The following is a 20,988-nucleotide window of genomic DNA, read 5'->3' as shown; positions in this document are numbered from 1 at the left end:
GACTCGGCTTACTAGAAAGCGACGCTGTCTGCACTTGCAAAGCGGTGACCCGATGGAATGTGACAGAGGGCACAATGCCATCGCCCGCGAATGCGGTGTCACATAACTGCAAGGAAACCGTCTTAATCTCGCCCGCTTCTATGCATGGGAGTGTGGCTTCATGGGATTTACGGCGTCCGTCGGCTTTGTTGTATCCAGGGCGCTGCGCCCGGTTGTGTTCAGCCTGGCGTGTCTGGGTTTGGCCGTTCCGGGCGGCTCAGCCATCGCCGCTGAAGCTGGTTCCGTGTTGCGCATCCAAGGCTCTAACACGGTCGGCGCCAAGCTGGCGCCCATGCTGATCGCTGGCTATTTCGATTCCCGAGGCCTGCAGTCGGTGCGCATCGCCCCGGCGGGCCGCGAGAACGAACAGCGCATCACAGCGACAGACAGCAAGGGCAACGCCGTACATGCGTTCGTCGCGGCGCACGGCACCGGTACCGGCTTCGCCGGGCTGAAAGACAGCACGGCCGACCTTGCCGCCGCATCGCGCCCAATCAAACAGAGCGAAGCTGATGGTCTCGCCGCATTGGGCGACATGCGCAGTGCTGAAAGCGAGCAAGTCATTGCGATCGACGGGCTTGCGGTGATCGTCAATCCAGCCAACCCTGTCCAGTCCCTCAGCGTGGAGCAGGTGGCGCGCCTATTCGCCGGTGAAGTGACCAACTGGCGCGAGCTGGGCGGTGCGAACCTGGCGGTGGAACTGCATGCCCGCGATGACCAGTCCGGCACCTACGACACCTTCAAGGAACTGGTACTCGGCAGCCAGGGCAAGGCGCTGGCCTCGGGTGCGGCACGCTACGAATCCAATGACGCCCTGTCCCAGGCCGTCAGCAATCGTCCAGGTGCAATCGGCTTCGTTGGCCTTGCCTCGGTCGGTAAGTCCAAAGCGCTGGCTATCACCGATGGCGACTCGCAGCCCATGCCGCCCAGCACCGCACTGGTCGCCACCGAGGACTATCCCTTGTCGCGCCGCCTGTTTCTTTATGCCGACCCGAAGAAGCAATCCCCCTGGACTCGCGAGTTCCTGACCTTCGTCCACAGCCCGGCAGGGCAAGCCATCGTCGAGCAGTCCGGTTACGTTGCGCAGGCCATCGCGCCAATCAAACTGCCCGTGCAGGCCAGCATGCCGGACGCGTACCAGGCGCTGGCCCAGGATGCCCAGCGGTTGACCGTTAACTTCCGCTTCGCCGAAGGCAGCGCTCAACTGGATAACAAGGCCCAGCGCGACGTAACCCGGCTGATCGACTACCTCAACAGCCACGACAAGACGATGAACGCCGCAGTGCTGGTGGGTTTCGGTGACGCACGCAACGACCCGGCACGGACCGCACTGCTGTCGAAGCTGCGCGCCATGGCTGTGCGTCGCGAGCTGGCGCGCGGAGGCATTCTTGTCAGGGATATCAATGGCTTGGGCGATCAACTTCCAGTGGCTTCCAACAGTGAAGCCGGCCGGATCAAGAACCGTCGCGTCGAGGTCTGGCTGTACTGAAGCGAGTGCAAGATCGTATCGGCGCCCAGCCCAGCGGGTACTGTCTCGTCGCAAGACTCGCGTTTAAGCTCCGGGGATTTCCAGCGAAGGGAACGCCCCATGTACCTCGTCTGTGGTGAAGCGCTTTTCGATGTGTTCGCCGCGCCGGCGGCCAGCAGCAACCGTCTCAACCTCGAAGCCGTCGCGGGCGGCTCACCCTATAACGTCGCCGTCGGCCTGGCACGATTGGGCTCGCCGGTCGCCCTTTTCGGCGGGCTGTCCAGCGACCACTTCGGCCAGTGCCTGCGCCAGTTGCTGGAAGAGGAAGGTGTCGCAACGGATCATCTGGTGACCTTCGACGCGCCGACCACGCTGGCGATGGTCGCGGTAGGGGCCGACGGCTCGCCCGTCTACAGTTTTCGCGGCAAAGGCTGTGCCGACCGCTTGTTGCAGGCCGAACACCTTCATCCACTGAGCGACGCCATTCAAGGCATACATTTCGGCTCCTACTCCCTCGTAACGCCTCCAGTCGCCGACACTTTGCTTGCCCTGCTGGCTCAAGCGAGCACCAACCTTCTGATCTCCCTGGACCCAAACATCCGCCTGAACGTCGAGCCGGACCTGGCACGCTGGCGCGAGCGGGTCGAAGCCTTCGCTGCGCGGGCGCACCTGATCAAGGTCAGCGACGAAGACCTCGCCCTGCTCTACCCGAACGTCGCGCCGCACGCCATCGCGCAGCGCTGGCTAAGCGATCAGGCTGAACTGGTCGTGTTGACGCGTGGTGGCGAAGGCGCGCAGCTGTTCAGCCGGCGGCATGGGCTATTCAATGCCGCCGCTCAGTCAGTTCAGGTACGAGACACCGTAGGCGCAGGCGATACCTTCCAGGCGGCGCTCCTGGCCTACCTGGACGAACAAGGCCTGGCCTCACCGCAGGCGCTAGCGCAGATGCAGCCTGAGCAACTCGAAGCCATGCTCGTGTTCGCCGCCAAGGCCGCTGCCATTACCTGTTCGAGACGGGGCCCGGAATTGCCGTACCGATACGAAATTGCCTGAGCGACTTGGTCATCGCCGCCCCAGCAGCTATAAAAAACCCTTCGAGGCTTGTCACGACAACGGACCCTGCATGAGAGCGTTGAAGATTTCCGATCCGTCCTACGAACTGATGGACGACCACCACGGCAATTCGCTGATTTACCGCGAACACGGTTTCCCTTGCCCGCTGGTGCGCTGGCACAACCACAAGGAATACGAGCTGCACCTGATCGTTGCGAGCTCGGGCAAGGTCTTCGTCGGTGACTATGTCGGCAACTTCGGCCCGGACAGCCTGTTTCTGACAGGCCCGCACCTGCCGCACAACTGGATCAGCCAGGTCGAAGACGGCGAGGTGGTGGCCAAGCGCGACATGTTGGTCAATTTCACCGACGAACTGCTCGAAGCCGGTCACGCGGTGTTTTCCGAACTGCGTAGCTTCACCCCGATGCTCGAGCGCTCGCGGTACGGCATTGAGTTCCGTTGTCAGCACACCATTGCCCAGGCACGCGACCTGATGCAGCAGATTGCCGACAGCCACGGCGCCACGCGCCTGGGCTATTTCCTGATCATCCTCGAGCTGCTGGCTCGCTGCGACGACTACCAGCTGCTCTCCGGCTCCACCTCGGCGCAGCTCAGCGACGAGCACCACGCGGACCGCACCAACATGGCGGTCAACTACATCTTCGAGAACTACATGCGCGAGCTTCCGCTGGAGGAAGTCGCCAGCCACCTCGGCATGAAGCCGACCTACTTTTCCCGGTTCTTCAAGCGCGCCACCGGCCGCTGCTACGTCGAGTTCGTCAACAGCTTGCGCATCAGCAAGTCGTGTGAGCTGTTGCTCGACCAGGACAAGCCGGTCACGGATGTCTGCTTCGAGTCAGGCTTCAACAACCTGTCGAATTTCAATCGGCGGTTCCAGCAACTCAAGGGCATGACGCCGTCTTGCTATCGCCGCCTGGTCGAGCAGCGCCTGACCGAACAGAACCTGGCCGGCTGATACGCTTCCGGCCCGCCGTGCGCCGGCCTTATCACGCCCCCTTCGCTCGTTTCAGCTACCATCCCGCAGCGGGCAACTCCCATGCTTGAGCCTTTACGCTCGGATTAAGCCGTACGCCGACACCGTAGAGGCCGCCCACATCCAAGTGCAAAAAAGTACCGAACTCAGTGCAGTCAGGGCTTTGTCGCCCTTTGATGCCCAGCGTTGTAATGGCCCTCGAGACGCTCGTAGCGCAGTACGCGGGCAACAACAAAAACAATAAGTGCTTCCACCGCCGGACGTGGAAGAGGAGTCCAGGAATGAAGACCTTCAACTTGCTGCTCGGCACCGCCTGCATTGCCACCGTCGGCATGGCCCAGGCCGCCGAAACCCTCACCGTCGCCACTGTTAACAACGCGGACATGATCCGCATGCAACGCTTGTCCAAGACCTTCGAAGAACAGCACCCCGACATCGACTTGAACTGGGTCGTGCTGGAAGAAAACGTGCTGCGCCAGCGCCTGACCACCGACATCGCCACCGACGGCGGCCAGTTCGACGTCCTGACCATCGGCATGTACGAAGCGTCGCTTTGGGGCGACAAGGGCTGGCTGGCGCCCATGACCGATCTGCCCAATGACTACGACCTCGACGACGTATTCCCGTCCGTCCGCGAGGGCCTGTCGGTGGACGGCACCCTGTACGCGCTGCCCTTCTACGCCGAAAGCTCGATGACCTACTACCGCACCGACCTGTTCAAGCAGGCCGGGCTCGAAATGCCTGAGCACCCGACCTGGACCCAGATGGCCGAATTTGCCGAAAAGCTGCATAAGCCCGGCGAAGATCAGTACGGCATCTGCCTACGCGGCAAGGCTGGCTGGGGCGAGAACATGGCGCTGGTTACGACGATTGCCAATGGTTTTGGCGCGCGCTGGTTCGATGAAAAGTGGCAGCCGGAATTCACCGGCCCGGAATGGACAGAAGCGGCCAAGTTCTATGTCGACGTGCTGAGCAAATACGGCCCGCCCGGTGCATCGAGCAACGGCTTCAACGAAAACCTCGCACTGTTCAACAGCGGCAAATGCGCCATGTGGGTCGACGCCACCGTCGCTGGTTCTTTCGTGACTGACCAATCGCAAAGCAAGGTCGCCGACAAGGTAGGTTTCGCCTTCGCCCCACATGAAAAGACTGAGAAAGGCTCGGCCTGGCTCTATTCCTGGGCACTGGCGATCCCCTCCAGCTCGCAGCAAAAAGAGGCCGCCAAGACCTTTGCCGCCTGGGCCACCTCGAAGGACTACGCCGAGCTCGTCGCCGAGACCGACGGCGTCGCCAACGTGCCGCCGGGCACGCGTGAATCCACCTACAACGACGAGTACATGGCCGCCGCGCCGTTCGCCGAGATCACCCTGGAATCGCTGAAGCAGGCCGATCCCGCCTCGCCATCAGCCAAGTCTGTGCCCTACGTCGGTATCCAGCTGGTAACTATCCCCGAGTTCCAGGCCATCGGCACCCAGGTCGGCAAGATGTTCTCCGCCGCGCTGACGGGCCAGATGCCGGTGGAGCAGATGCTCACCGCGGTGCAACAGTCGACCACGCGTGAAATGAAGCGCGCGGGTTATCCCAAGTAGGCCGCCCGAAGGCATCCCCAAACGAGGGCTCGCCGAGCCCTCATCAGCCTTCCTTCTGCGGAGCACCACCATGGCCACTACCACGACAATTCCAACCAAGGCCACCGCCACACCTGCCTCCCCGGAACCTGACGCCCGTCGCCGGTCGAGGTTCTCGCCCAGCTGGTTTCTGGTCAGCCCATCGGTCGCCCTTCTGCTCTTGTGGATGCTGGTTCCGCTGTCAATGACCGTCTACTTTTCGGTAGTGCGCTACAACTTGCTTTATCCGGTGGAGAAGGAATTCCTGGGCCTGGAGAATTTCTATTACTTCCTGACCGACGCCGGCTTCATTCCCGGCATGACCAATACCCTAATCCTGGTCGGCAGCGTCCTGCTGATCAGCGTGGTGCTTGGCGTGTTGATCTCGGCGCTGCTCGAGGCGGCGGAATTCGCCGGTCGGGGCATCGTCCGCGTGCTGCTGATCTCGCCGTTCTTCATCATGCCCACGGTTAGCGCCCTGGTCTGGAAGAACCTGATCTACCATCCGGTCTCGGGCATTCTCGCCGCCGTCTGGAAATTCTTCGGCGCGCAGCCTGTGGACTGGCTCGCGCAGCATCCGCTGTTCTCGATCGTGATCATCGTGTCCTGGCAGTGGTTGCCTTTCGCGATTCTGATCCTGATGACGGCCATGCAGTCCCTCGATCAGGAGCAGAAGGAAGCCGCCCGCCTAGACGGCGCTGGCCCAATTGCCATCTTCTGGCACCTGACATTGCCGCACCTGGCGCGCCCCATCGCCGTGGTGGTGATGATCGAAACCATCTTTCTGCTATCGGTCTTCGCCGAGATCTTCACCACGACCAGCGGTGGTCCCGGCTATGCATCGACCAACCTTGCCTACCTGATCTACAACCAGGCGCTGCTGCAGTTCGATGTCGGCATGGCCTCGGCCGGCGGGTTGATCGCGGTGGTGATTGCCAACATCGCGGCGATCATCCTGGTGCGGATGCTCGGCAAGAATCTCACCGAGAAATATTGAGGACAGACCGATGCTGACGCTCAAACAAAGTCGCCGCCTCAACACCCTGCTGGTCGGCCTGCTCGCCTGGGCCGTGGCACTGCTGCTGTTCTTCCCGATCTTCTGGATGCTACTGACCAGCCTGAAGACCGAGATCGACGCTTTCGCCACGCCGCCGCAGTTCATCTTCACGCCCACGCTGGAGAACTACCTGCACATCCAGGACCGCAGCGGCTACTTCAAGTACGCCTGGAACTCGGTGACCATTTCCTTCGGAGCCACCGCGCTGGGCATGCTGATTGCCATTCCCGCCGCGTACTCGATGGCCTTCTACGAGACCAAGCGGACCAAGGGCACCCTGCTATGGATGCTCTCGACCAAGATGCTGCCGCCGGTGGGCGTGCTGGTGCCGATTTACCTCTTGGCCAAGCAGTTCGGCCTGCTCGACAGCCGTGCGGTGCTGATCATCATCTACACGCTAATCAACCTGCCGATTCTGGTGTGGATGATCTACACCTACTTCAAGGACATCCCCCGCGACATTCTCGAAGCGGCCCGCATGGACGGCGCCACGCTGATGCAGGAGATGGTTCGCGTGCTGTTGCCGATCAGTAAAGGCGGGCTGGCCTCGACCATGTTGCTGTCACTGATCCTGTGCTGGAACGAGGCCTTCTGGTCGCTGAACCTGACCTCGTCCAATGCCGCGCCGCTGACCGCGCTGATCGCGTCCTACTCCAGCCCCGAAGGGCTGTTCTGGGCCAAGCTCTCGGCCGTTTCCACCCTCGCCTGCGCACCCATCCTGATATTCGGCTGGATCAGCCAGAAGCAATTGGTCCGTGGCCTGTCGTTCGGCGCCGTGAAATAACCGCCGAACCGAGAAGAACAACAGAGGATTCGAACATGGCAGATTTGAAAATCCACAACCTGAAGAAAGGCTTCGACGGCAACGAGATCATCAAGGGCATCGACCTGGATATCCGCGACCGTGAGTTCGTCGTCTTCGTCGGCCCGTCCGGTTGCGGGAAGTCCACCTTGCTGCGCCTGATCGCCGGGCTCGAAGAAGTCAGCAGCGGTCGGATCGAGCTCGATGGCCGTGACATCACCGACCTCAGCCCGGCCAAGCGTGACCTGGCCATGGTGTTCCAAACCTACGCGCTCTACCCGCACATGACGGTGCGCAAGAACATGTCCTTCGCCCTCGACCTGGCGGGTGCCGACAAGCAGGAAGTCGCGCGCAAGATCGAAGCCGCCGCCCGCACCCTGGAGCTGGAACCGCTGCTCGAACGCAAGCCACGGCAACTGTCCGGCGGCCAGCGCCAGCGCGTCGCCATCGGTCGCGCCATCGTGCGCAACCCCAAGGTGTTCCTCTTCGATGAGCCGCTGTCGAACCTCGACGCCGCACTGCGCGTGCAGATGCGTCTGGAGTTGTCGCGCCTGCACCAGGAGCTGCAGGCCACGATGATTTACGTCACCCACGATCAGGTCGAAGCCATGACCCTGGCCGACAAGGTCGTAGTGCTCAACGGCGGCCGGATCGAACAGGTCGGCTCCCCCATGGAGCTCTACCACCACCCCGCCAACCTGTTCGTCGCTGGTTTTCTCGGTACGCCGAAGATGGGCTTCCTCAAAGGGCGGGCCAGCCGGGTCGAAGCCAGCGGCTGCGAAGTCGAGCTCGACGCCGGCTGCCGGCTGTTCCTGCCGGTCAGCGGCGCCACATTGAAAGCGGGCGATCCGGTCACGCTTGGCATTCGCCCCGAACACCTCAACCGCGGCAGCGAAGGCAACTGCCAGCTAACGGTGAAGGCCGACGTCAGCGAGCGTTTGGGCAGCGACACCTATTGCCACGTCATCACTGGCAATGGCGAGCAACTGACCATGCGTATCCGCGGCGACTTCACCCCGCGCTATGGCGAGACCCTGGCGCTCACGCTCGACGCTGCGCACTGCCATCTGTTCGACAGCGACGGACAGGCCGTCGGCCAGCCGCTGCAACAGGTCGCCTGAACCCGCCCGGTCGCCGACAGGCACCGGCCCCTTTAATCGATTCGCTGACCCCTGGTCAGCGATATCGGCCCCGGCTTTCCTTTTCTCACGCCCAGCGAGGCCTGACATGAAGTTGAATCGACAGAACTTGGCACAGCTGCCCGCTTACGTGGCCCGCCCCACTTACGAACTAGCCGACGTCACGCCCGGCATCGCCCACATCGGTGTGGGCGGTTTCCACCGCGCGCATCAGGCCGCCTACACCGACGCGCTGATGAACACTGGCGAAGGGCTCGACTGGGGCATCTGCGGTATCGGCACGCGTGCCGACGAGGTCTCCATGCGCGATGCATTGGGCTCGCAGGACTATCTATATACGCTGGTCGAACTCGACGACCGCCCAGACACCGAAGTGCGTGTTATCGGCAGCATCCGCGACATGCTGCTGGTGACCCAGGACGGTTCCGAAGCAGTAGTCGCGAGGCTCGCTGACCCAGCCATACGCATCGTGTCCCTGACCATCACCGAAGGCGGCTATTGCCTGGACGACAGTACAGGCCAGTTCAACGCCGACCTGCCACACGTGCAGCACGATCTGCAGAACCCGCGCACCCCGATCAGCGTGTTTGGTCTGCTTTGCGCGGCGCTGGCCAAGCGCCGTGGTGCTGGCAGCCGGCCGTTCACGGTGATGTCATGCGACAACCTCCCCCACAACGGCGACGTCACCCGCAAGGCCACGCTGGCCTTCGCCAATCTGGTGGACGCCGAGCTGGCGCGCTGGATCGAGCAGAACGTCAGCTTCCCCAATGCCATGGTCGATCGCATCACGCCGATGACCAGCGTCGCCCACCGCGCCGACCTCAAGCGGCAGCATGGTATCGATGACGCTTGGCCCGTCGTCTGCGAACCCTTCGTGCAATGGGTGCTGGAAGACAAATTCGTCGCCGGCCGCCCGGCCTGGGAAAAGGTCGGCGTGCAGTTCACCAACGACGTTTCACCCTACGAGGAAATGAAGATCAAGCTGCTCAACGGCAGCCACCTCGCGCTGACTTACCTCGGTTTCCTGCGCGGCTATCGCTTCGTCCACGAGACCATGGCCGATCCGTTGTTCGTCAATTACATCCGCTGCTACATGGACGAGGACGTTACCCCGCAGCTCGCCGCCGTGCCGGGCATTGACCTGGCGCAGTACAAGCAGACGCTGATCGACCGTTTTTCCAACTGCGCCATCGCCGATCAACTGGAGCGCGTGTGCTCGGACGGCTCGTCCAAGTTTCCGAAGTTCACCGTTCCGACCATCAACCGCCTGATCGCTGACGGTGCCGCGCTGGACCGCGCCGCACTAGTGGTCGCCGCCTGGGCGCTGTATCTACGTGGCGTTGATGAAAATGGCGTGCAGTACCGCATTCCCGATCCGCGTGCGGATTTCTGCCAGTCGCTCGTCGAGGAAGATGCCGGCCTGGCCGAGCGCCTGCTCGGCCGGGAGGAAATCTTCGGCCCACAGATCCCACGTTCGGCAGCGTTCCGCGATGCGTTCGAGCGCAACCTGCTGCGCCTGCGCACGTTGGGCGTCAGCGCCACGCTCGAACTACTGTTGACGCAATGAGGTGACGGGCATGTTTCTCGGCATCGATTGCGGCACCCAGGGCACCAAGGCGTTGCTGCTCGACCCAGCGAGCGGTCGCGTGCTTGGCCAGGGCTCGGCGGCGCATACGCTCATCAGCGGCGCCAACGGCCGGCGCGAGCAGGACGTTACGCAATGGACGACCGCGTTTGTCACCGCTACGAAAGCCGCCCTGACCGAGGCCGGCGTGGACGGTCACGAGGTGCTGGGCATTGGTGTATCCGGGCAGCAACACGGGCTGGTCACGCTCGACCGCGACGGCCAGGTACTGCGCCCGGCCAAGCTCTGGTGTGACACGGAATCGGCTACGGAAAACGTCGCACTGCTCGACTGGCTGGGCGGTGAACAGGGATCGCTCGAGCGCCTTGGGGTCGTCATCGCGCCGGGTTATACCGTCTCGAAACTCTTGTGGATGAAGGCGCGGCACCCCGCGCTCTTCGAGCGGATTGCGCACGTCCTCCTGCCCCACGATTACCTGAATCATTGGCTCACCGGGCGGGCTTGCGCCGAGTACGGCGATGCGTCCGGCACCGGTTATTTCAACGTGCGCACGCGCGAATGGGATCTCGGCATCCTGCGCCTTATCGACCCGAGCGGTCGGCTGGAAGCCGCACTGCCGGAGCTGATCGAGCCGGACCACGCCGTTGGCCGCCTGCGCCCGGAGATCGCCGAGCAATTGGGGCTGAACCCCAACGCCATCGTCTCCAGCGGCGGCGGCGACAACATGATGGGCGCCATCGGAACCGGCAACATACGCCCCGGCGCCATCACCATGAGCCTCGGCACCTCCGGCACGCTGTACGCCTATTCCGACGCGCCGCGCATCAGCCCGCAGCCAGCGGTCGCCACTTTTTGCTCGTCCAGTGGCGGCTGGCTGCCGCTGATTTGCACCATGAACCTAACCAACGCCAACGCAGCGATCCGCGACCTGCTGCAGCTCGATCTCGAATCATTCAACACACTCATCGCGCAGGCGCCGATTGGCTGCGAGGGCATCAGCATGCTGCCTTTCCTCAACGGCGAGCGCGTCCCCGCCCTGCCCCAAGCCAGTGCCAGCCTGCACGGCCTGACCACGGAAAACCTCACCCGTGCGAACCTCTGCCGGGCCGTCGTCGAGGGCGTCACCTTCGGCCTGCGCTATGGCCTGGACCTACTGCGCGAAAGCGGCATCCGCAGCGAGCGCATCCAGCTGATCGGCGGCGGCGCGAAGAACCCGCTGTGGCGCCAGATCGTCGCCGACATCATGGAAACGCCGGTGGTCTGCACCACCCACAGCGAAGCCGCAGCCCTCGGCGGCGCGATCCAGGCGGCGTGGTGTCATGCGCGACAAAGCAATCCCATCGCGAGGCTAGAGGCAATCTGCTCACGGTGCGTGCGGGTCGATGAAGCAACAGCGGTCGAACCCCAGGCGGAATCGGTTCGGGCTTACGAACAGGCCTATCGGCGCTATCGACGGCTGGTCATCGATATCCATGGTCAGCGAACACCACCGGATCTAGTCACCGCGGTGCCATAGGAAACAACGCGGGAACGCTGCCAACACCCCCGAGCACACCCTCTTCGCGAGCAAGCTCGCTCCTACAGGGTTCTGCGCTGCCTGTAGGAGCGAGCTTGCTCACGAATGAGGCGACGGGTTACCCGGTGGTCGCGGATACGAACAGGCCTATCGGCGCTATCGGCAGCTGGTCATCGACATCCATGGTCAGCGAACGCCACCGGATCTAAGCACCGCGGTGCCATAGTGCACCAAGCGTGAACACTGCCAACACCGCCGAGTACACCCTCTTCGCGAGCAAGCTCGCTTGCTCGCGAACGGCTGCGCAGAACTCTTCATACCGATCCCAAAAAAGCGAAGCCACTCACGTGGCTTCGCTTCGAGCTGCCTGACACCAAACCACCTTAGCGGCTACGCAGCGCCTCGCGCGGCACGTACTTGCCCAGCTCGTGACGCGCGATGGCGACCCGATGCACCTCGTCCGGGCCGTCGGCCAGGCGCAGGGTGCGCTGCATCGCCCACCAGTGCGCCAGCGGGAAGTCTTCGGAAACACCGGCGCCACCGTGGATCTGGATGGCGCGGTCAATGACCTTCAGCGCGACGTTGGGCGCGACCACCTTGATCTGCGCGATCTCGCTGGCGGCGATCTTGTTGCCGACGGTATCCATCATGTACGCCGCGTTCAGCGTCAACAGGCGCGCCATGTTGATCTCGATGCGGCACTCAGCGATGTAATCGAAGTTGGCACCCAGGCGCGCCAGCGGCTTGCCGAACGCGGTACGGTTCACCGAACGCTCGCAGAGCAGCTTCAATGCACGCTCCGCTACACCTACCGAGCGCATGCAGTGGTGGATACGGCCCGGCCCTAGTCGACCTTGTGCGATCTCGAAACCGCGACCTTCGCCGAGAATCACGTTTTCGTATGGCACCCGGACGTTTTCCAGCAACACTTCCGCATGACCATGGGGCGCATCGTCGTAACCGAACACCGGCAGCGGGCGCAGCACCTTGAGGCCAGGCGCATCCATTGGCACGAGGATCATCGAATGCTGAGCATGGCGTGGTGCGTCCGGGTCGGTGAGGCCCATGAAGATCATCACCTTGCAACGTGGATCGCAGGCGCCTGATGTCCACCACTTGCGGCCGTTGATGACCCATTCATCGCCCTCACGCACGGCGCGGGCTTGCATGTTGGTGGCGTCTGACGAGGCCACACCCGGTTCGGTCATGCCAAAGGCCGAACGGATTTCCCCACGCAGCAGCGGCTCCAGCCACTGCTTCTTTTGTGCATCGCTGCCATAGCGCACCAGCACTTCCATGTTTCCGGTATCCGGCGCAGAGCAGTTGAAGGCTTCCGGGCCGATACCCGAGCTGCCCATGATCTCGGCGAGCGGTGCATATTCGGTATTGGTCAAGCCCGCGCCCAACTCCGACTCCGGCAGGAAAAGGTTCCACAGCCCCTCGGCTTTCGCTTTGGTCTTGAGCTCCTCGACCACGGCAGTGGGCTGCCAGCGATCGCCTTCATTGACCTGCTGATAGAACACCTTCTCGGCGGGATAAACGTGCGCATCCATGAACGCCTGGACGCGCTCACGTAGCTCTTGAACCTTGGGGGAATAGGCGAAATCCATGGCAACAACCTTCTGGAGGTAACGTTTTGTAGTTTTGAATGCTAGAGGACGCTTGGCGATTTATCGAAGCTATTTTCCTCGTGTATAAACATTCATCACCGATATATGATCGGCGAATTCCGATACACGCCAGAGAGCACAACAATGAACCTGAACAAGGTCGATCTGAATCTGTTCATCGTCTTCGATGCAATTTACACCGAGGCCAATCTGACCCGTGCGGGGCAGATCGTAGGCATCACCCAGCCCGCCGTGTCCAATGCCCTGGCGCGCCTGCGCGAAACCTTCAATGACCCGCTGTTTGTACGCACTGCGCAAGGCATGGTGCCTACCCCGATGGCGCAGAACATCATCGGCCCGGTAAGGAATGCGCTGCAGCTGTTGCGCGTATCGGTGCAGGAAAGCCGCACCTTCAACCCTGCCCAGGCCAACAAGACCTTCCGTATCAGCATGACCGATCTCACCGAGGCGGTAATGCTGCCCCCTTTGTTCCAACGCCTGCGTCGCCTGGCACCGCACGTGAAAATCGAGAGCATGCTCGCCAAGCGTCGCGAGACCACTAAGGAACTTGCCGCCGGGCGTCTGGACTTCGCCATGGACGCGCCGTTGAATACCGACCCGCAGGTGCGGCACGTCAAGCTGCTGGAAGATCGCTATATCTGCGCCATGCGCCGTGGCCATCCACTGGCGAAGGACAAGATCAGCCTGGACGAATACCTGGCGCTCTCGCACATTCACATTTCCAGCCGCCGAAGCGGGCTGGGCATGGTCGACCTGGCACTCGGCAAGATGGGCCAGCAACGCAAGATCGCCCTGCGTTCGCAGCATTACCTGATGGCCACCCAGGTAATCCAACAAACGGATATGGTCGTGACAGTACCCGAGCGATTCGCCCGCCGGCATGACTTGCACCAGGTCCCGTTGCCAGTCGATATCCCGCCGCTGGAAACACACATCTACTGGCACGAAAGCACTGATCAGGACCCGGCCAACCGCTGGATGCGCGAACAAATGATCGAAATCGCGCAACAGGTCACTGCAGCGCAGCAGGCAGACTGAAGCAAGCAGGACGGTAATCAGGCGCTTTCGCGCATTACTACTTCGAAACCTACGTCGATTCGCCGGGAAGCCGGCGATTCGCCACGCATCAGGCTGAGCAGCATCTGTGCCGACAGCTTGCCGATCTCGCCGCGAATGGTGCGCACCGTGGTCAATGCCGGGTGCATCCACGCCGCGGCTGGTAAGTCATTGAAGCCGGCAATCGCCAGCCGCTCTGGTACGGCGAGCTGCAGCTGGCGAGCGCGGAACAGCGCGCCGAGTGCCAGGTCGTCGTTATTGAAGAAGATCGCGTCGATTTCCGGATGCTGTGCAAGCAAACGATCGAGCAGCTCGGCGCCGAGACCGATCGACGAGACTTCCGGTGTCAGCAGCTCCAACGCTTCCTGGTAGCGAGACGCCTCGCGCATCACGCTGCGATACCCCTCGGCACGCTGTAGCGTGCGTGGGTCGAGCTGGGCGGCGGCAAAGGCAATATGCCGATAGCCGCGCTCCAGCAACTTGCGGGTCATGGCAGCCCCTGCGTCGTACTGTGAGAAACCGACGCAATATTCCTCGTCCGAATCGCCCAACTCCATCAGCGTGACGATGGGGCTGGTGTAACACCCCAACACCTCGCGCGCGGCGTCGCTGCGTTCGAATCCGGTGATCAGTAACCCTGCCGGCTGGTGCGCAAGATAAGCACGAAGCAAACGCTCGTCCTCATCGGGCCGGTAATGGCTAACGCCGATCATCAATTCGTAGCCAGCTGGCATCAGTACTTTCTGGATCGCCTCGACCATATCGACGAACACGGCGTTGGACAGCGACGGGATGATCACCGCCACAAGGTTCGAACGCGCACTGGCCAGACTGCGCGCCGCCGTATGCGGCACGTAGCCGAGCGTCTTTACTGCCGCCATGACCCGCTCGCGCAAGGCATCGGAGACCCGTTCGGGTTGCGACAGTGCACGCGAGGCAGACATTAACGAACAGCCAGCGCTGCGGGCCACGTCGGACAGGGTGACCCGTTCGAGCGAACGGCGGCGGCGAGAACTCATGGCACGATCCAGCGGCGAGGGGCGGAGATTCTACAGCGAGATGGCGCCCCCGAAGGGGCGCGGCGGCTTACTTCGGCGCCTTCTCGATCTCGGCCTGCACTTCTTTGAACAGCGGCTCACCGACGGTATCGATCACCGTCTGAATGGCCGGCTGGGCCTGTTCACGCATGCGCTGGATTTCCTCGGAGCTGACCTTGTTGATCTGCATACCCTGCTGCTCGATCTTGGCCAGCGCTTCGCGTGCTTCCGCGCGGGTGTCCTCGCGCTCGGAATCGCGCGATTTTTTAGCCGCGTCCATGATGATCTTCTGCTCGGTTTCGGAGAGGCCATCCCACCAGCGCTTCGATGCCGTAACGATCCAAGGGCTGTACACATGGTTGGTCACGCTGAGGTACTTCTGCACCTCGTAGAACTTGGACGAGAGGATGGTGTTGTAGGGATTCTCCTGCCCGTCGACCGCCTTGGTTTCCAGCGCGGTGAACAGCTCTGAGAATGGCAGCGGCACGGCGTTGGCACCCATTTGCTTGAAGGTGTCGATGAAGACCGGGTTAGGCATCACGCGCAATTTGATGCCGTTGAAATCTTCCATCTTCTCGACCGGGCGCACGTTGTTGGTCAGGTTGCGGAAGCCATTCTCCCAGTAGACGAGACCGACCAGACCCTTCGCTTCAAGCGCATCCATGACCTTTTGACCAACCGGACCATCGAGCACGTAGTCCGCCTGCTTCTCGCTCTCGAACAGGAAAGGCGTATCCCAGACGGCCATTTCCTTGGCGATACCGACGAGGGTCGCGGTAGAACCGACCATCATTTCCTGCGCGCCGCCCATCAGTGCGTTCTGCATCTGGTCATCCGAACCCAAACTGGCGGAACCAAACGTGCGCACTTTGAGCTTGCCGTCCGAAGCCTTGGCAATCTCCTCGGCAAACACCTTCGCTGCGCGCCCCTGGTTGCTGTCTTCGTTAAGGCCGTAACCGAAACGGATCATCCTTGGGCGGATATCGTCAGCGGCCTGTGCGGTCACGGCGGTGATGGCACTGCCGAGTGTGGTGGCAGCGAGGGCTGCGATGAGGAATTTCTTCATGCTGTCTTACCTCTTGTTGTTGTGGATGAATGAAGTGTTAGCGCACCCGGTTACCGCAGCCACTGCAGCGGCACGGTGATGATCGACGGCACAGCGATCAGCAGAAGCACGATGGCCATGTAGATGGCGAAGAACGGCATCACGCCACGCACTAACGTCTCCATGCGCAGCCGCCCTATCCCACCGACGACGTTGAGTACCGTACCGACTGGTGGCGTGATCAAGCCGATCGAGCCGATCAGCACGAACATCACCCCGAAGTACACCGGATCCACCCCGGCCTTGACCGCGATCGGTGCGAGCACCGGGCCGAGGATCAGGATGGTCGGTGTCAGGTCCAAGACCATGCCGATGGCAATCATTAGCAGCATGATCGCGAACATCAGCAGTTTCGGATCCTCAGCCAGCGGGCCGAGCATCGAGGCGATTTCGTCCGGCAGTTGAGCCAGCGTGATCATGTAGCCGGACACAATGGCCGCGGCGCAGAGAAACATGACTGATGCGGTGGTGCGGCTGGCGCGGGTGAGCACTTCGACCACACCCCGCCAAGCCAGCTCACGATAGAGCAGCGTCGACACCGCCAGCGCATACACCGCCGCGACAACGGCCGCTTCGGTCGGGGTGAACAGGCCGCCACGCAACCCGCCGACGATGATCACAGGCAGCATCAGTGCCGCAGCGCCATCGACCAGCGCTTTGCGTCGCTCGGCGCGGGTGGCCTTTTCTTGTGGGGGCTCTTCGATCTTGCGTGCAATGAGCGTCCAGGCGACGACCAGGCCGGCGCCCATGATCAGGCCGGGCACCATACCGGCCAGGAACAGCTGGCTGATCGAGGTATTGGTGACCACGCCATAGATGACGAAGGGCATCGACGGCGGAATGATCGGCGCGATGATGCCACCGGCTGCGACCAGACCCGACGAGGAACTCAACGGATAGCCACGCTCGCGCATCATCGGCAGCAACAGCGTCGCCAACGCCGCCGTATCGGCCAGTGCGGAACCGGACATGCTTGCCAGCAGCACGGATGCGGCGATAGCGACGTAACCCAGCCCACCGCGCTTATGGCCAAAGTAGGCTTGCGCCATAGCGATGATCCGCCGGGAAATGCCGCCGGCATTCATCAGCTCGCCAGCCAGAATGAAAAACGGCACGGCCAGTAGCGGGAAGCTGTCGGCGCCGGCCTGAAGGTTCTGCGCCAACAGTTGCACGTCCCAGAAATCCAGATACCACATCAACACCGCGCCCGTGAGGATCAGCGCGAATGCGATCGGCATGCCGAAGGCCATGAAGCCGAACAGCGATGACAAGAAGACGACGACAGTCATGTACGGTCCTCGTGGGCGTCTGCCCTTGTTGTTATGGGAAGGTCAGTCGGCCGTTACGTTGGCTGCTGCGACAGGCTGCGAAGGTGGTCGGCGCCAGACGTTGACCAACTGGATCAGCGCGAGCACTGCCAACGCGACCATGCTCGTGGCGACCGGAACCATCGCGACGGCCAGCGGATAGCCCACCACAGGGCTGTTGATCGTCCAGCCGAACTGCATCTGGTTCCAGCCGCCGAGCGCAGCCAGGCCACTGGCGACCGCGACCATGATCCAACTGATCGAATCCACCACGCGCCTGAATAGATTTGGAAAACGGTCGCGGATCATGCTGAAGGCCATGAGTTCGCCGCGTCGCATGCTGGAGGCCACGCCGACGAATACCAACCAGACGAAGGCCAGCCGCGACAGCTCTTCCGCACCCGTCCAGCCCGTACCGAAGGCGTAGCGCAGCACCACGCTGCTGAAGACCACTATGACCATGAAGGCAAGCAGCATGGCCATCATCCAGTCGGTGATGCGATCGAAGCTACGCGCCAATTTGCCTTCATAGATGGGCGGGCTGGTCAGCTCCGCACCTTTAGGCTCGGCAAGAGGTGCTTCGGTACGCGCTTCGGATTCGTGCCTGCCGCCGCCCTGGCCACCGTGCTGGCCGCCGCGCCTGTTAGCGCTATCAAGCGGAGCCGCGGATAGATCCTCGCGGGCGTTGATCGCCAGCCCACCACCCTGCTCCATCCATTGAACGATCTCGGCGAGCACCGTCTCGCGCGGCTGGCTTGCATCCACCACCAGCACGCCGGGTTCGCCAGCGGGCGTTTCCAGCGTGGCGAACTGGCTATCGACAAGCGAAATGGGCATGAAGTGACCGACCCGACCACCAACGCGTTGGACGGCTGTTTCGTAATCGATGGACAGGTGGGCAAACCGCAGGCCGGGCACCGCTTCCCGCAAGATTTCCCGATAGCTGCGCTTGAGCGCCGAACACGCTAGAACGAAGCCAACGTTATCGGCTACAGCACGCTTCATTTCGACGGCAAGCCGGCGCAGCCACTCGACGCGATCGGCATCGGATAACGGCGTGCCGGCCCGCATGCGCGCAACGTTTTCTTCAGGGTGAAAATGGTCGGCTTCGATGTGCCGAAAGCCCAGCGCATCGGCAACAGCATGGCTGGTTTCGGTCTTACCCGAACCGCTCACACCCATAACGACTAACGCTCGGTGGAAAGGTGCGCTGATGGAGTGGGAATCCACAGTCGATCTCCGGCGGCCTCGTGGTGCCGCATTGTGTTTGTGATCCGGATGGTAGCGCTAACATATCGCAGACTATAACTACCGTTCGTCGGGTTAGGAATCAGCGAAACACTCCAAGGCAGGCAGCCCCCGCTTCGGATCGTGGCGCCACACGACTACAATCGCGCGCCCTGAAAGGAGATCTGCAATGCCCAAAGCCATGGCCCGCCACATCCTCGTCAAGACTGAAGCGGAAGCCGCGCAGCTGAAGAAGCGCATCGCCGGTGGCGAGGCCTTCGATGTGCTGGCCAGAAAGCATTCGCTTTGCCCATCCGGTAAGAAAGGTGGCGATCTCGGCGAGGTTCGCCCCGGCCAGATGGTGCGAAGCATCGACCAGGTGATCTTCAAGAAGGCGTTGCGCGAGGTGCATGGCCCAGTCAAGAGCCAGTTTGGCTACCACCTGGTTCAGGTGTTCTACCGCGACTAGCGGTGCCCCCGACCAAAACGCTGAAGCTGCATCTCGCCCAGCCGGCTCAGAGTGCGTCGAAAGGCGAACGACAGGTAGCCGAGTGTGTAGAGCGCTCCCATGGGCACGTTGGCCTGCAGGTACAGCGGTACGCCGCGGTCGTAGCACTCATCCACCAAAGCAATGAACCGCCTGACGGCATCATCGTGTGCGGCCAGCTTGGGTAACTCACGATCACCCGCCTCCACCTGAGCAGCCGCATCCTCGGTACCACGGGCAATGCGGCCTTCGCGCTGCTGACTGCCTAATTGGGGTACCTCGCTGATCAAGATCGCAGCGTAGCGGTCGCAGAGCGCGATGAAGTCCAGGGCGGAGAACGGACGCTCGCAGAGGTCGGCGAACCGGCACCAGATCAGGTTGTCGCTACGCCGCACCACCGCAAGAGATCGCTGCCCGATTTGCGCTGGCTCATAGCTGATCGGCCCGCTCTCGAGCGCATCGAACACAGCAGCCAGCACGTTGCCCTCGTCCGAAACCCAGTACCTCTGCTCGGCCGCGCCGGGTCGCTCGCGATGGTCTGCACCACCATCGACATCCAGCACATCCATGTGCCGCTCGATGGCCTCGATCGCAGGTAGAAAGCGCGAGCGATTGAAGCCGTCCGCATATAGTCGGTTGGGTGGCTGGTTAGAAGTCGTAACGAGCGTGACGCCATGCTCGAACATGGCCTGGAAAAGACGGCCCAGAATGATCGCATCGCCAATGTCGTCGACGAAGAGTTCGTCGAAACACAGCACCCGCAGGTCGCGACCAAGCTCGGATGCCAGCGCTTGTAACGGGTCGCGCGTGCCATTGAGTTGGAACAGCCGTGCATGAACCCAGCGCATGAAATGATGAAAGTGCTGCCGTCGGGCCGGCACGCGCAGGCTTTGATAAAAGATGTCCATCAACCAGGTCTTGCCACGCCCCACCGGGCCCCACAGGTAAACGCCCCTTGCCCCGCTGTCGGTGTGGTGAAGCGCCTGATGGCATGCTTCGAGATGCTCGGCGGCGCACTGCTGAGCGGGGTCGCAGACATACCCGTCGCGAGCGATAGCCCGCCGATAACGTTCTAGGGGTGTCGCCTGTGTCATGGGCCACCGACCGGTCATGAGAGCCGGCCGATGGTAGCGCAAGCGCGGGACTTGAGACCTAGTGCTCGTGGGGCTTGCGGAAGCTGAGTGACGTGAACATGCCACGGACGCGGGCATCCGGGTCGTTGCTGGGCACGCTTGTTGACGCCCCGATCACGTTGAACTCGGCGTTGCGTACTGGCACGTTCGCCTTGCCCTCGGCATCGGTCGTCGCCACGACCCGGTCAGGATCGTTGATGTAATCGCCGATCAGCTCGATGCCTTCGGCCGGCTTGCCATCGAGCAACACCTGCACAGGCAACGCGTCGCCGATGCCCAGCGTGAGCGGGTCGACCTGCGGCACGATAACGAGGGCGAGCTTGTCTAGCGCTGGCAGCTTTGCCCCTTCGGCGAGCACTGCGAGGCTGTACTTGTAGTAATGCCCGGAATCAAGCGCACCATCGACTTTAGTTTCGCCAGCATTGATCCAGCGCTTGTCCGGCGCCTGGGTCCAGTAACCATTGTCCAGCGCGACGCTGATAACAGCGGGCGATTCCAGGGGTTGCAGCCGCGCACGGTCTTCTAATCGTTCGACGGTAACCGGTATACGGCCGCCGTGCCGGTCTGTCGCCCAGGCACCGGATATCTTGCTGGGATCGTAGGCATCGTCTTCGGCGCCGTGCCCATAGATTACTTCGAAATGGCCGCGCCGCTCCTCTGTCCACATGCCATGAGCCGCAGCTTGCCCCGCAACGATCACCGCGAGCAGCGCCGTGGCCGTCTTCATCATTTGTTTGTTCATGGT

Annotated in this window: 18 protein-coding genes; 11 read left to right on the top strand and 7 right to left on the bottom strand. The window is 62.2% G+C overall.

The window, feature by feature from the left end:
• Positions 1-160 precede the first annotated feature (160 nt).
• The 9 genes from KXR72_RS00575 (at position 161) to xylB (ending at position 11,260) form a co-directional block, all read left to right on the top strand.
• On the top strand, positions 161-1,528 hold the full coding sequence (locus KXR72_RS00575) for a substrate-binding domain-containing protein (protein WP_437419198.1): 1,368 nt from the start codon (positions 161-163) through the stop codon (positions 1,526-1,528).
• Between the two features lie 99 nt (positions 1,529-1,627).
• A complete protein-coding gene (locus tag KXR72_RS00570) occupies positions 1,628-2,560 on the top strand; it encodes a carbohydrate kinase family protein (RefSeq protein ID WP_437419197.1) in 933 nt (310 codons plus the stop codon).
• Between the two features lie 70 nt (positions 2,561-2,630).
• On the top strand, positions 2,631-3,536 hold the full coding sequence (locus tag KXR72_RS00565) for a helix-turn-helix domain-containing protein (RefSeq protein ID WP_437419196.1): 906 nt from the start codon (positions 2,631-2,633) through the stop codon (positions 3,534-3,536).
• A 299-nt stretch (positions 3,537-3,835) separates the two neighbouring features.
• Positions 3,836-5,143, top strand: coding sequence for an ABC transporter substrate-binding protein (locus tag KXR72_RS00560; RefSeq protein ID WP_437419195.1), 1,308 nt, complete (start codon positions 3,836-3,838; stop codon positions 5,141-5,143).
• 70 nt (positions 5,144-5,213) lie between these two features.
• Positions 5,214-6,158, top strand: coding sequence for a carbohydrate ABC transporter permease (locus KXR72_RS00555; RefSeq protein ID WP_437419194.1), 945 nt, complete (start codon positions 5,214-5,216; stop codon positions 6,156-6,158).
• Between the two features lie 10 nt (positions 6,159-6,168).
• A complete protein-coding gene (locus KXR72_RS00550) occupies positions 6,169-7,002 on the top strand; it encodes a carbohydrate ABC transporter permease (RefSeq protein WP_437419193.1) in 834 nt (277 codons plus the stop codon).
• Between the two features lie 35 nt (positions 7,003-7,037).
• Entirely contained in the window at positions 7,038-8,141 is a 1,104-nt protein-coding gene (locus KXR72_RS00545; RefSeq protein ID WP_437419192.1) for an ABC transporter ATP-binding protein, read from the top strand.
• A gap of 106 nt (positions 8,142-8,247) precedes the next feature.
• Positions 8,248-9,726, top strand: coding sequence for a mannitol dehydrogenase family protein (locus tag KXR72_RS00540; RefSeq protein WP_437419191.1), 1,479 nt, complete (start codon positions 8,248-8,250; stop codon positions 9,724-9,726).
• A 10-nt stretch (positions 9,727-9,736) separates the two neighbouring features.
• Positions 9,737-11,260 (top strand): xylulokinase, encoded by a 1,524-nt coding sequence (gene xylB, locus KXR72_RS00535; RefSeq protein WP_437419190.1) that lies wholly within the window; start codon positions 9,737-9,739, stop codon positions 11,258-11,260.
• Between the two features lie 383 nt (positions 11,261-11,643).
• Here xylB and KXR72_RS00530 read toward each other — a convergent pair whose 3' ends face one another.
• Positions 11,644-12,870, bottom strand: coding sequence for an acyl-CoA dehydrogenase (locus tag KXR72_RS00530; protein ID WP_437419189.1), 1,227 nt, complete (start codon positions 12,868-12,870; stop codon positions 11,644-11,646).
• Positions 12,871-13,014: 144 nt separating this feature from the next.
• Here KXR72_RS00530 and KXR72_RS00525 point away from each other — a divergent pair, with 144 nt between their 5' ends.
• On the top strand, positions 13,015-13,929 hold the full coding sequence (locus KXR72_RS00525) for a LysR family transcriptional regulator (protein WP_437419188.1): 915 nt from the start codon (positions 13,015-13,017) through the stop codon (positions 13,927-13,929).
• 17 nt (positions 13,930-13,946) lie between these two features.
• Here the strand turns inward: KXR72_RS00525 and KXR72_RS00520 are convergent, their stop codons facing one another.
• The 4 genes from KXR72_RS00520 to KXR72_RS00505 all read right to left on the bottom strand — a co-directional run bounded on the left by KXR72_RS00520 (position 13,947) and on the right by KXR72_RS00505 (position 18,578).
• A complete protein-coding gene (locus KXR72_RS00520) occupies positions 13,947-14,966 on the bottom strand; it encodes a LacI family DNA-binding transcriptional regulator (RefSeq protein WP_437419187.1) in 1,020 nt (339 codons plus the stop codon).
• Between the two features lie 67 nt (positions 14,967-15,033).
• On the bottom strand, positions 15,034-16,050 hold the full coding sequence (locus KXR72_RS00515) for a TRAP transporter substrate-binding protein (protein WP_437419186.1): 1,017 nt from the start codon (positions 16,048-16,050) through the stop codon (positions 15,034-15,036).
• 50 nt (positions 16,051-16,100) lie between these two features.
• Positions 16,101-17,378, bottom strand: a complete 1,278-nt coding sequence (locus KXR72_RS00510; protein WP_437419185.1) for a TRAP transporter large permease — start codon at positions 17,376-17,378, stop codon at positions 16,101-16,103.
• 42 nt (positions 17,379-17,420) lie between these two features.
• A complete protein-coding gene (locus KXR72_RS00505) occupies positions 17,421-18,578 on the bottom strand; it encodes a gluconokinase, GntK/IdnK-type (RefSeq protein WP_437420341.1) in 1,158 nt (385 codons plus the stop codon).
• Between the two features lie 235 nt (positions 18,579-18,813).
• On the opposite strand from KXR72_RS00505, the gene KXR72_RS00500 reads away from it, so the two are divergent.
• Positions 18,814-19,092, top strand: a complete 279-nt coding sequence (locus tag KXR72_RS00500; RefSeq protein WP_437419184.1) for a peptidylprolyl isomerase — start codon at positions 18,814-18,816, stop codon at positions 19,090-19,092.
• Here KXR72_RS00500 and zapE read toward each other — a convergent pair.
• Positions 19,089-20,204: a cell division protein ZapE gene (zapE, locus tag KXR72_RS00495; RefSeq protein ID WP_437419183.1), complete on the bottom strand. Its 1,116-nt coding sequence runs from the start codon at positions 20,202-20,204 to the stop codon at positions 19,089-19,091. The two genes, KXR72_RS00500 and zapE, sit on opposite strands and share 4 nt — an antisense overlap.
• 58 nt (positions 20,205-20,262) lie before the next feature.
• The gene (locus KXR72_RS00490) at positions 20,263-20,985 is read right to left on the bottom strand and encodes a DUF4198 domain-containing protein (protein WP_437419182.1); all 723 of its coding nucleotides are present in this window, start codon (positions 20,983-20,985) and stop codon (positions 20,263-20,265) included.
• Positions 20,986-20,988 lie beyond the last annotated feature (3 nt).

Source organism: Stutzerimonas chloritidismutans (assembly GCF_051486945.1).
Classification (GTDB): Bacteria; Pseudomonadota; Gammaproteobacteria; order Pseudomonadales; family Pseudomonadaceae; genus Stutzerimonas; species Stutzerimonas chloritidismutans_B.
The sequence above is the reverse complement of the archived record's forward strand: the minus strand, read 5'-3'. Positions and strand labels throughout refer to the sequence as shown.

Bases quoted from the DNA above. Each gene is read 5' to 3' on its own strand.
- KXR72_RS00530 (WP_437419189.1), bottom strand. From the start codon at position 12,870: ATGGATTTCGCCTATTCCCCCAAGGTTCAAGAGCTACGTGAGCGCGTC.
- KXR72_RS00515 (WP_437419186.1), bottom strand. From the start codon at position 16,050: ATGAAGAAATTCCTCATCGCAGCCCTCGCTGCCACCACACTCGGCAGT.
- KXR72_RS00550 (WP_437419193.1), top strand. From the start codon at position 6,169: ATGCTGACGCTCAAACAAAGTCGCCGCCTCAACACCCTGCTGGTCGGC.
- KXR72_RS00505 (WP_437420341.1), bottom strand. From the start codon at position 18,578: ATGGGTGTGAGCGGTTCGGGTAAGACCGAAACCAGCCATGCTGTTGCC.
- KXR72_RS00525 (WP_437419188.1), top strand. From the start codon at position 13,015: ATGAACCTGAACAAGGTCGATCTGAATCTGTTCATCGTCTTCGATGCA.
- KXR72_RS00570 (WP_437419197.1), top strand. From the start codon at position 1,628: ATGTACCTCGTCTGTGGTGAAGCGCTTTTCGATGTGTTCGCCGCGCCG.
- KXR72_RS00520 (WP_437419187.1), bottom strand. From the start codon at position 14,966: ATGAGTTCTCGCCGCCGCCGTTCGCTCGAACGGGTCACCCTGTCCGAC.
- KXR72_RS00500 (WP_437419184.1), top strand. From the start codon at position 18,814: ATGCCCAAAGCCATGGCCCGCCACATCCTCGTCAAGACTGAAGCGGAA.
- KXR72_RS00545 (WP_437419192.1), top strand. From the start codon at position 7,038: ATGGCAGATTTGAAAATCCACAACCTGAAGAAAGGCTTCGACGGCAAC.
- KXR72_RS00490 (WP_437419182.1), bottom strand. From the start codon at position 20,985: ATGAACAAACAAATGATGAAGACGGCCACGGCGCTGCTCGCGGTGATC.
- zapE (WP_437419183.1), bottom strand. From the start codon at position 20,204: ATGACACAGGCGACACCCCTAGAACGTTATCGGCGGGCTATCGCTCGC.
- KXR72_RS00555 (WP_437419194.1), top strand. From the start codon at position 5,214: ATGGCCACTACCACGACAATTCCAACCAAGGCCACCGCCACACCTGCC.
- KXR72_RS00540 (WP_437419191.1), top strand. From the start codon at position 8,248: ATGAAGTTGAATCGACAGAACTTGGCACAGCTGCCCGCTTACGTGGCC.
- KXR72_RS00560 (WP_437419195.1), top strand. From the start codon at position 3,836: ATGAAGACCTTCAACTTGCTGCTCGGCACCGCCTGCATTGCCACCGTC.
- xylB (WP_437419190.1), top strand. From the start codon at position 9,737: ATGTTTCTCGGCATCGATTGCGGCACCCAGGGCACCAAGGCGTTGCTG.
- KXR72_RS00510 (WP_437419185.1), bottom strand. From the start codon at position 17,378: ATGACTGTCGTCGTCTTCTTGTCATCGCTGTTCGGCTTCATGGCCTTC.
- KXR72_RS00575 (WP_437419198.1), top strand. From the start codon at position 161: ATGGGATTTACGGCGTCCGTCGGCTTTGTTGTATCCAGGGCGCTGCGC.
- KXR72_RS00565 (WP_437419196.1), top strand. From the start codon at position 2,631: ATGAGAGCGTTGAAGATTTCCGATCCGTCCTACGAACTGATGGACGAC.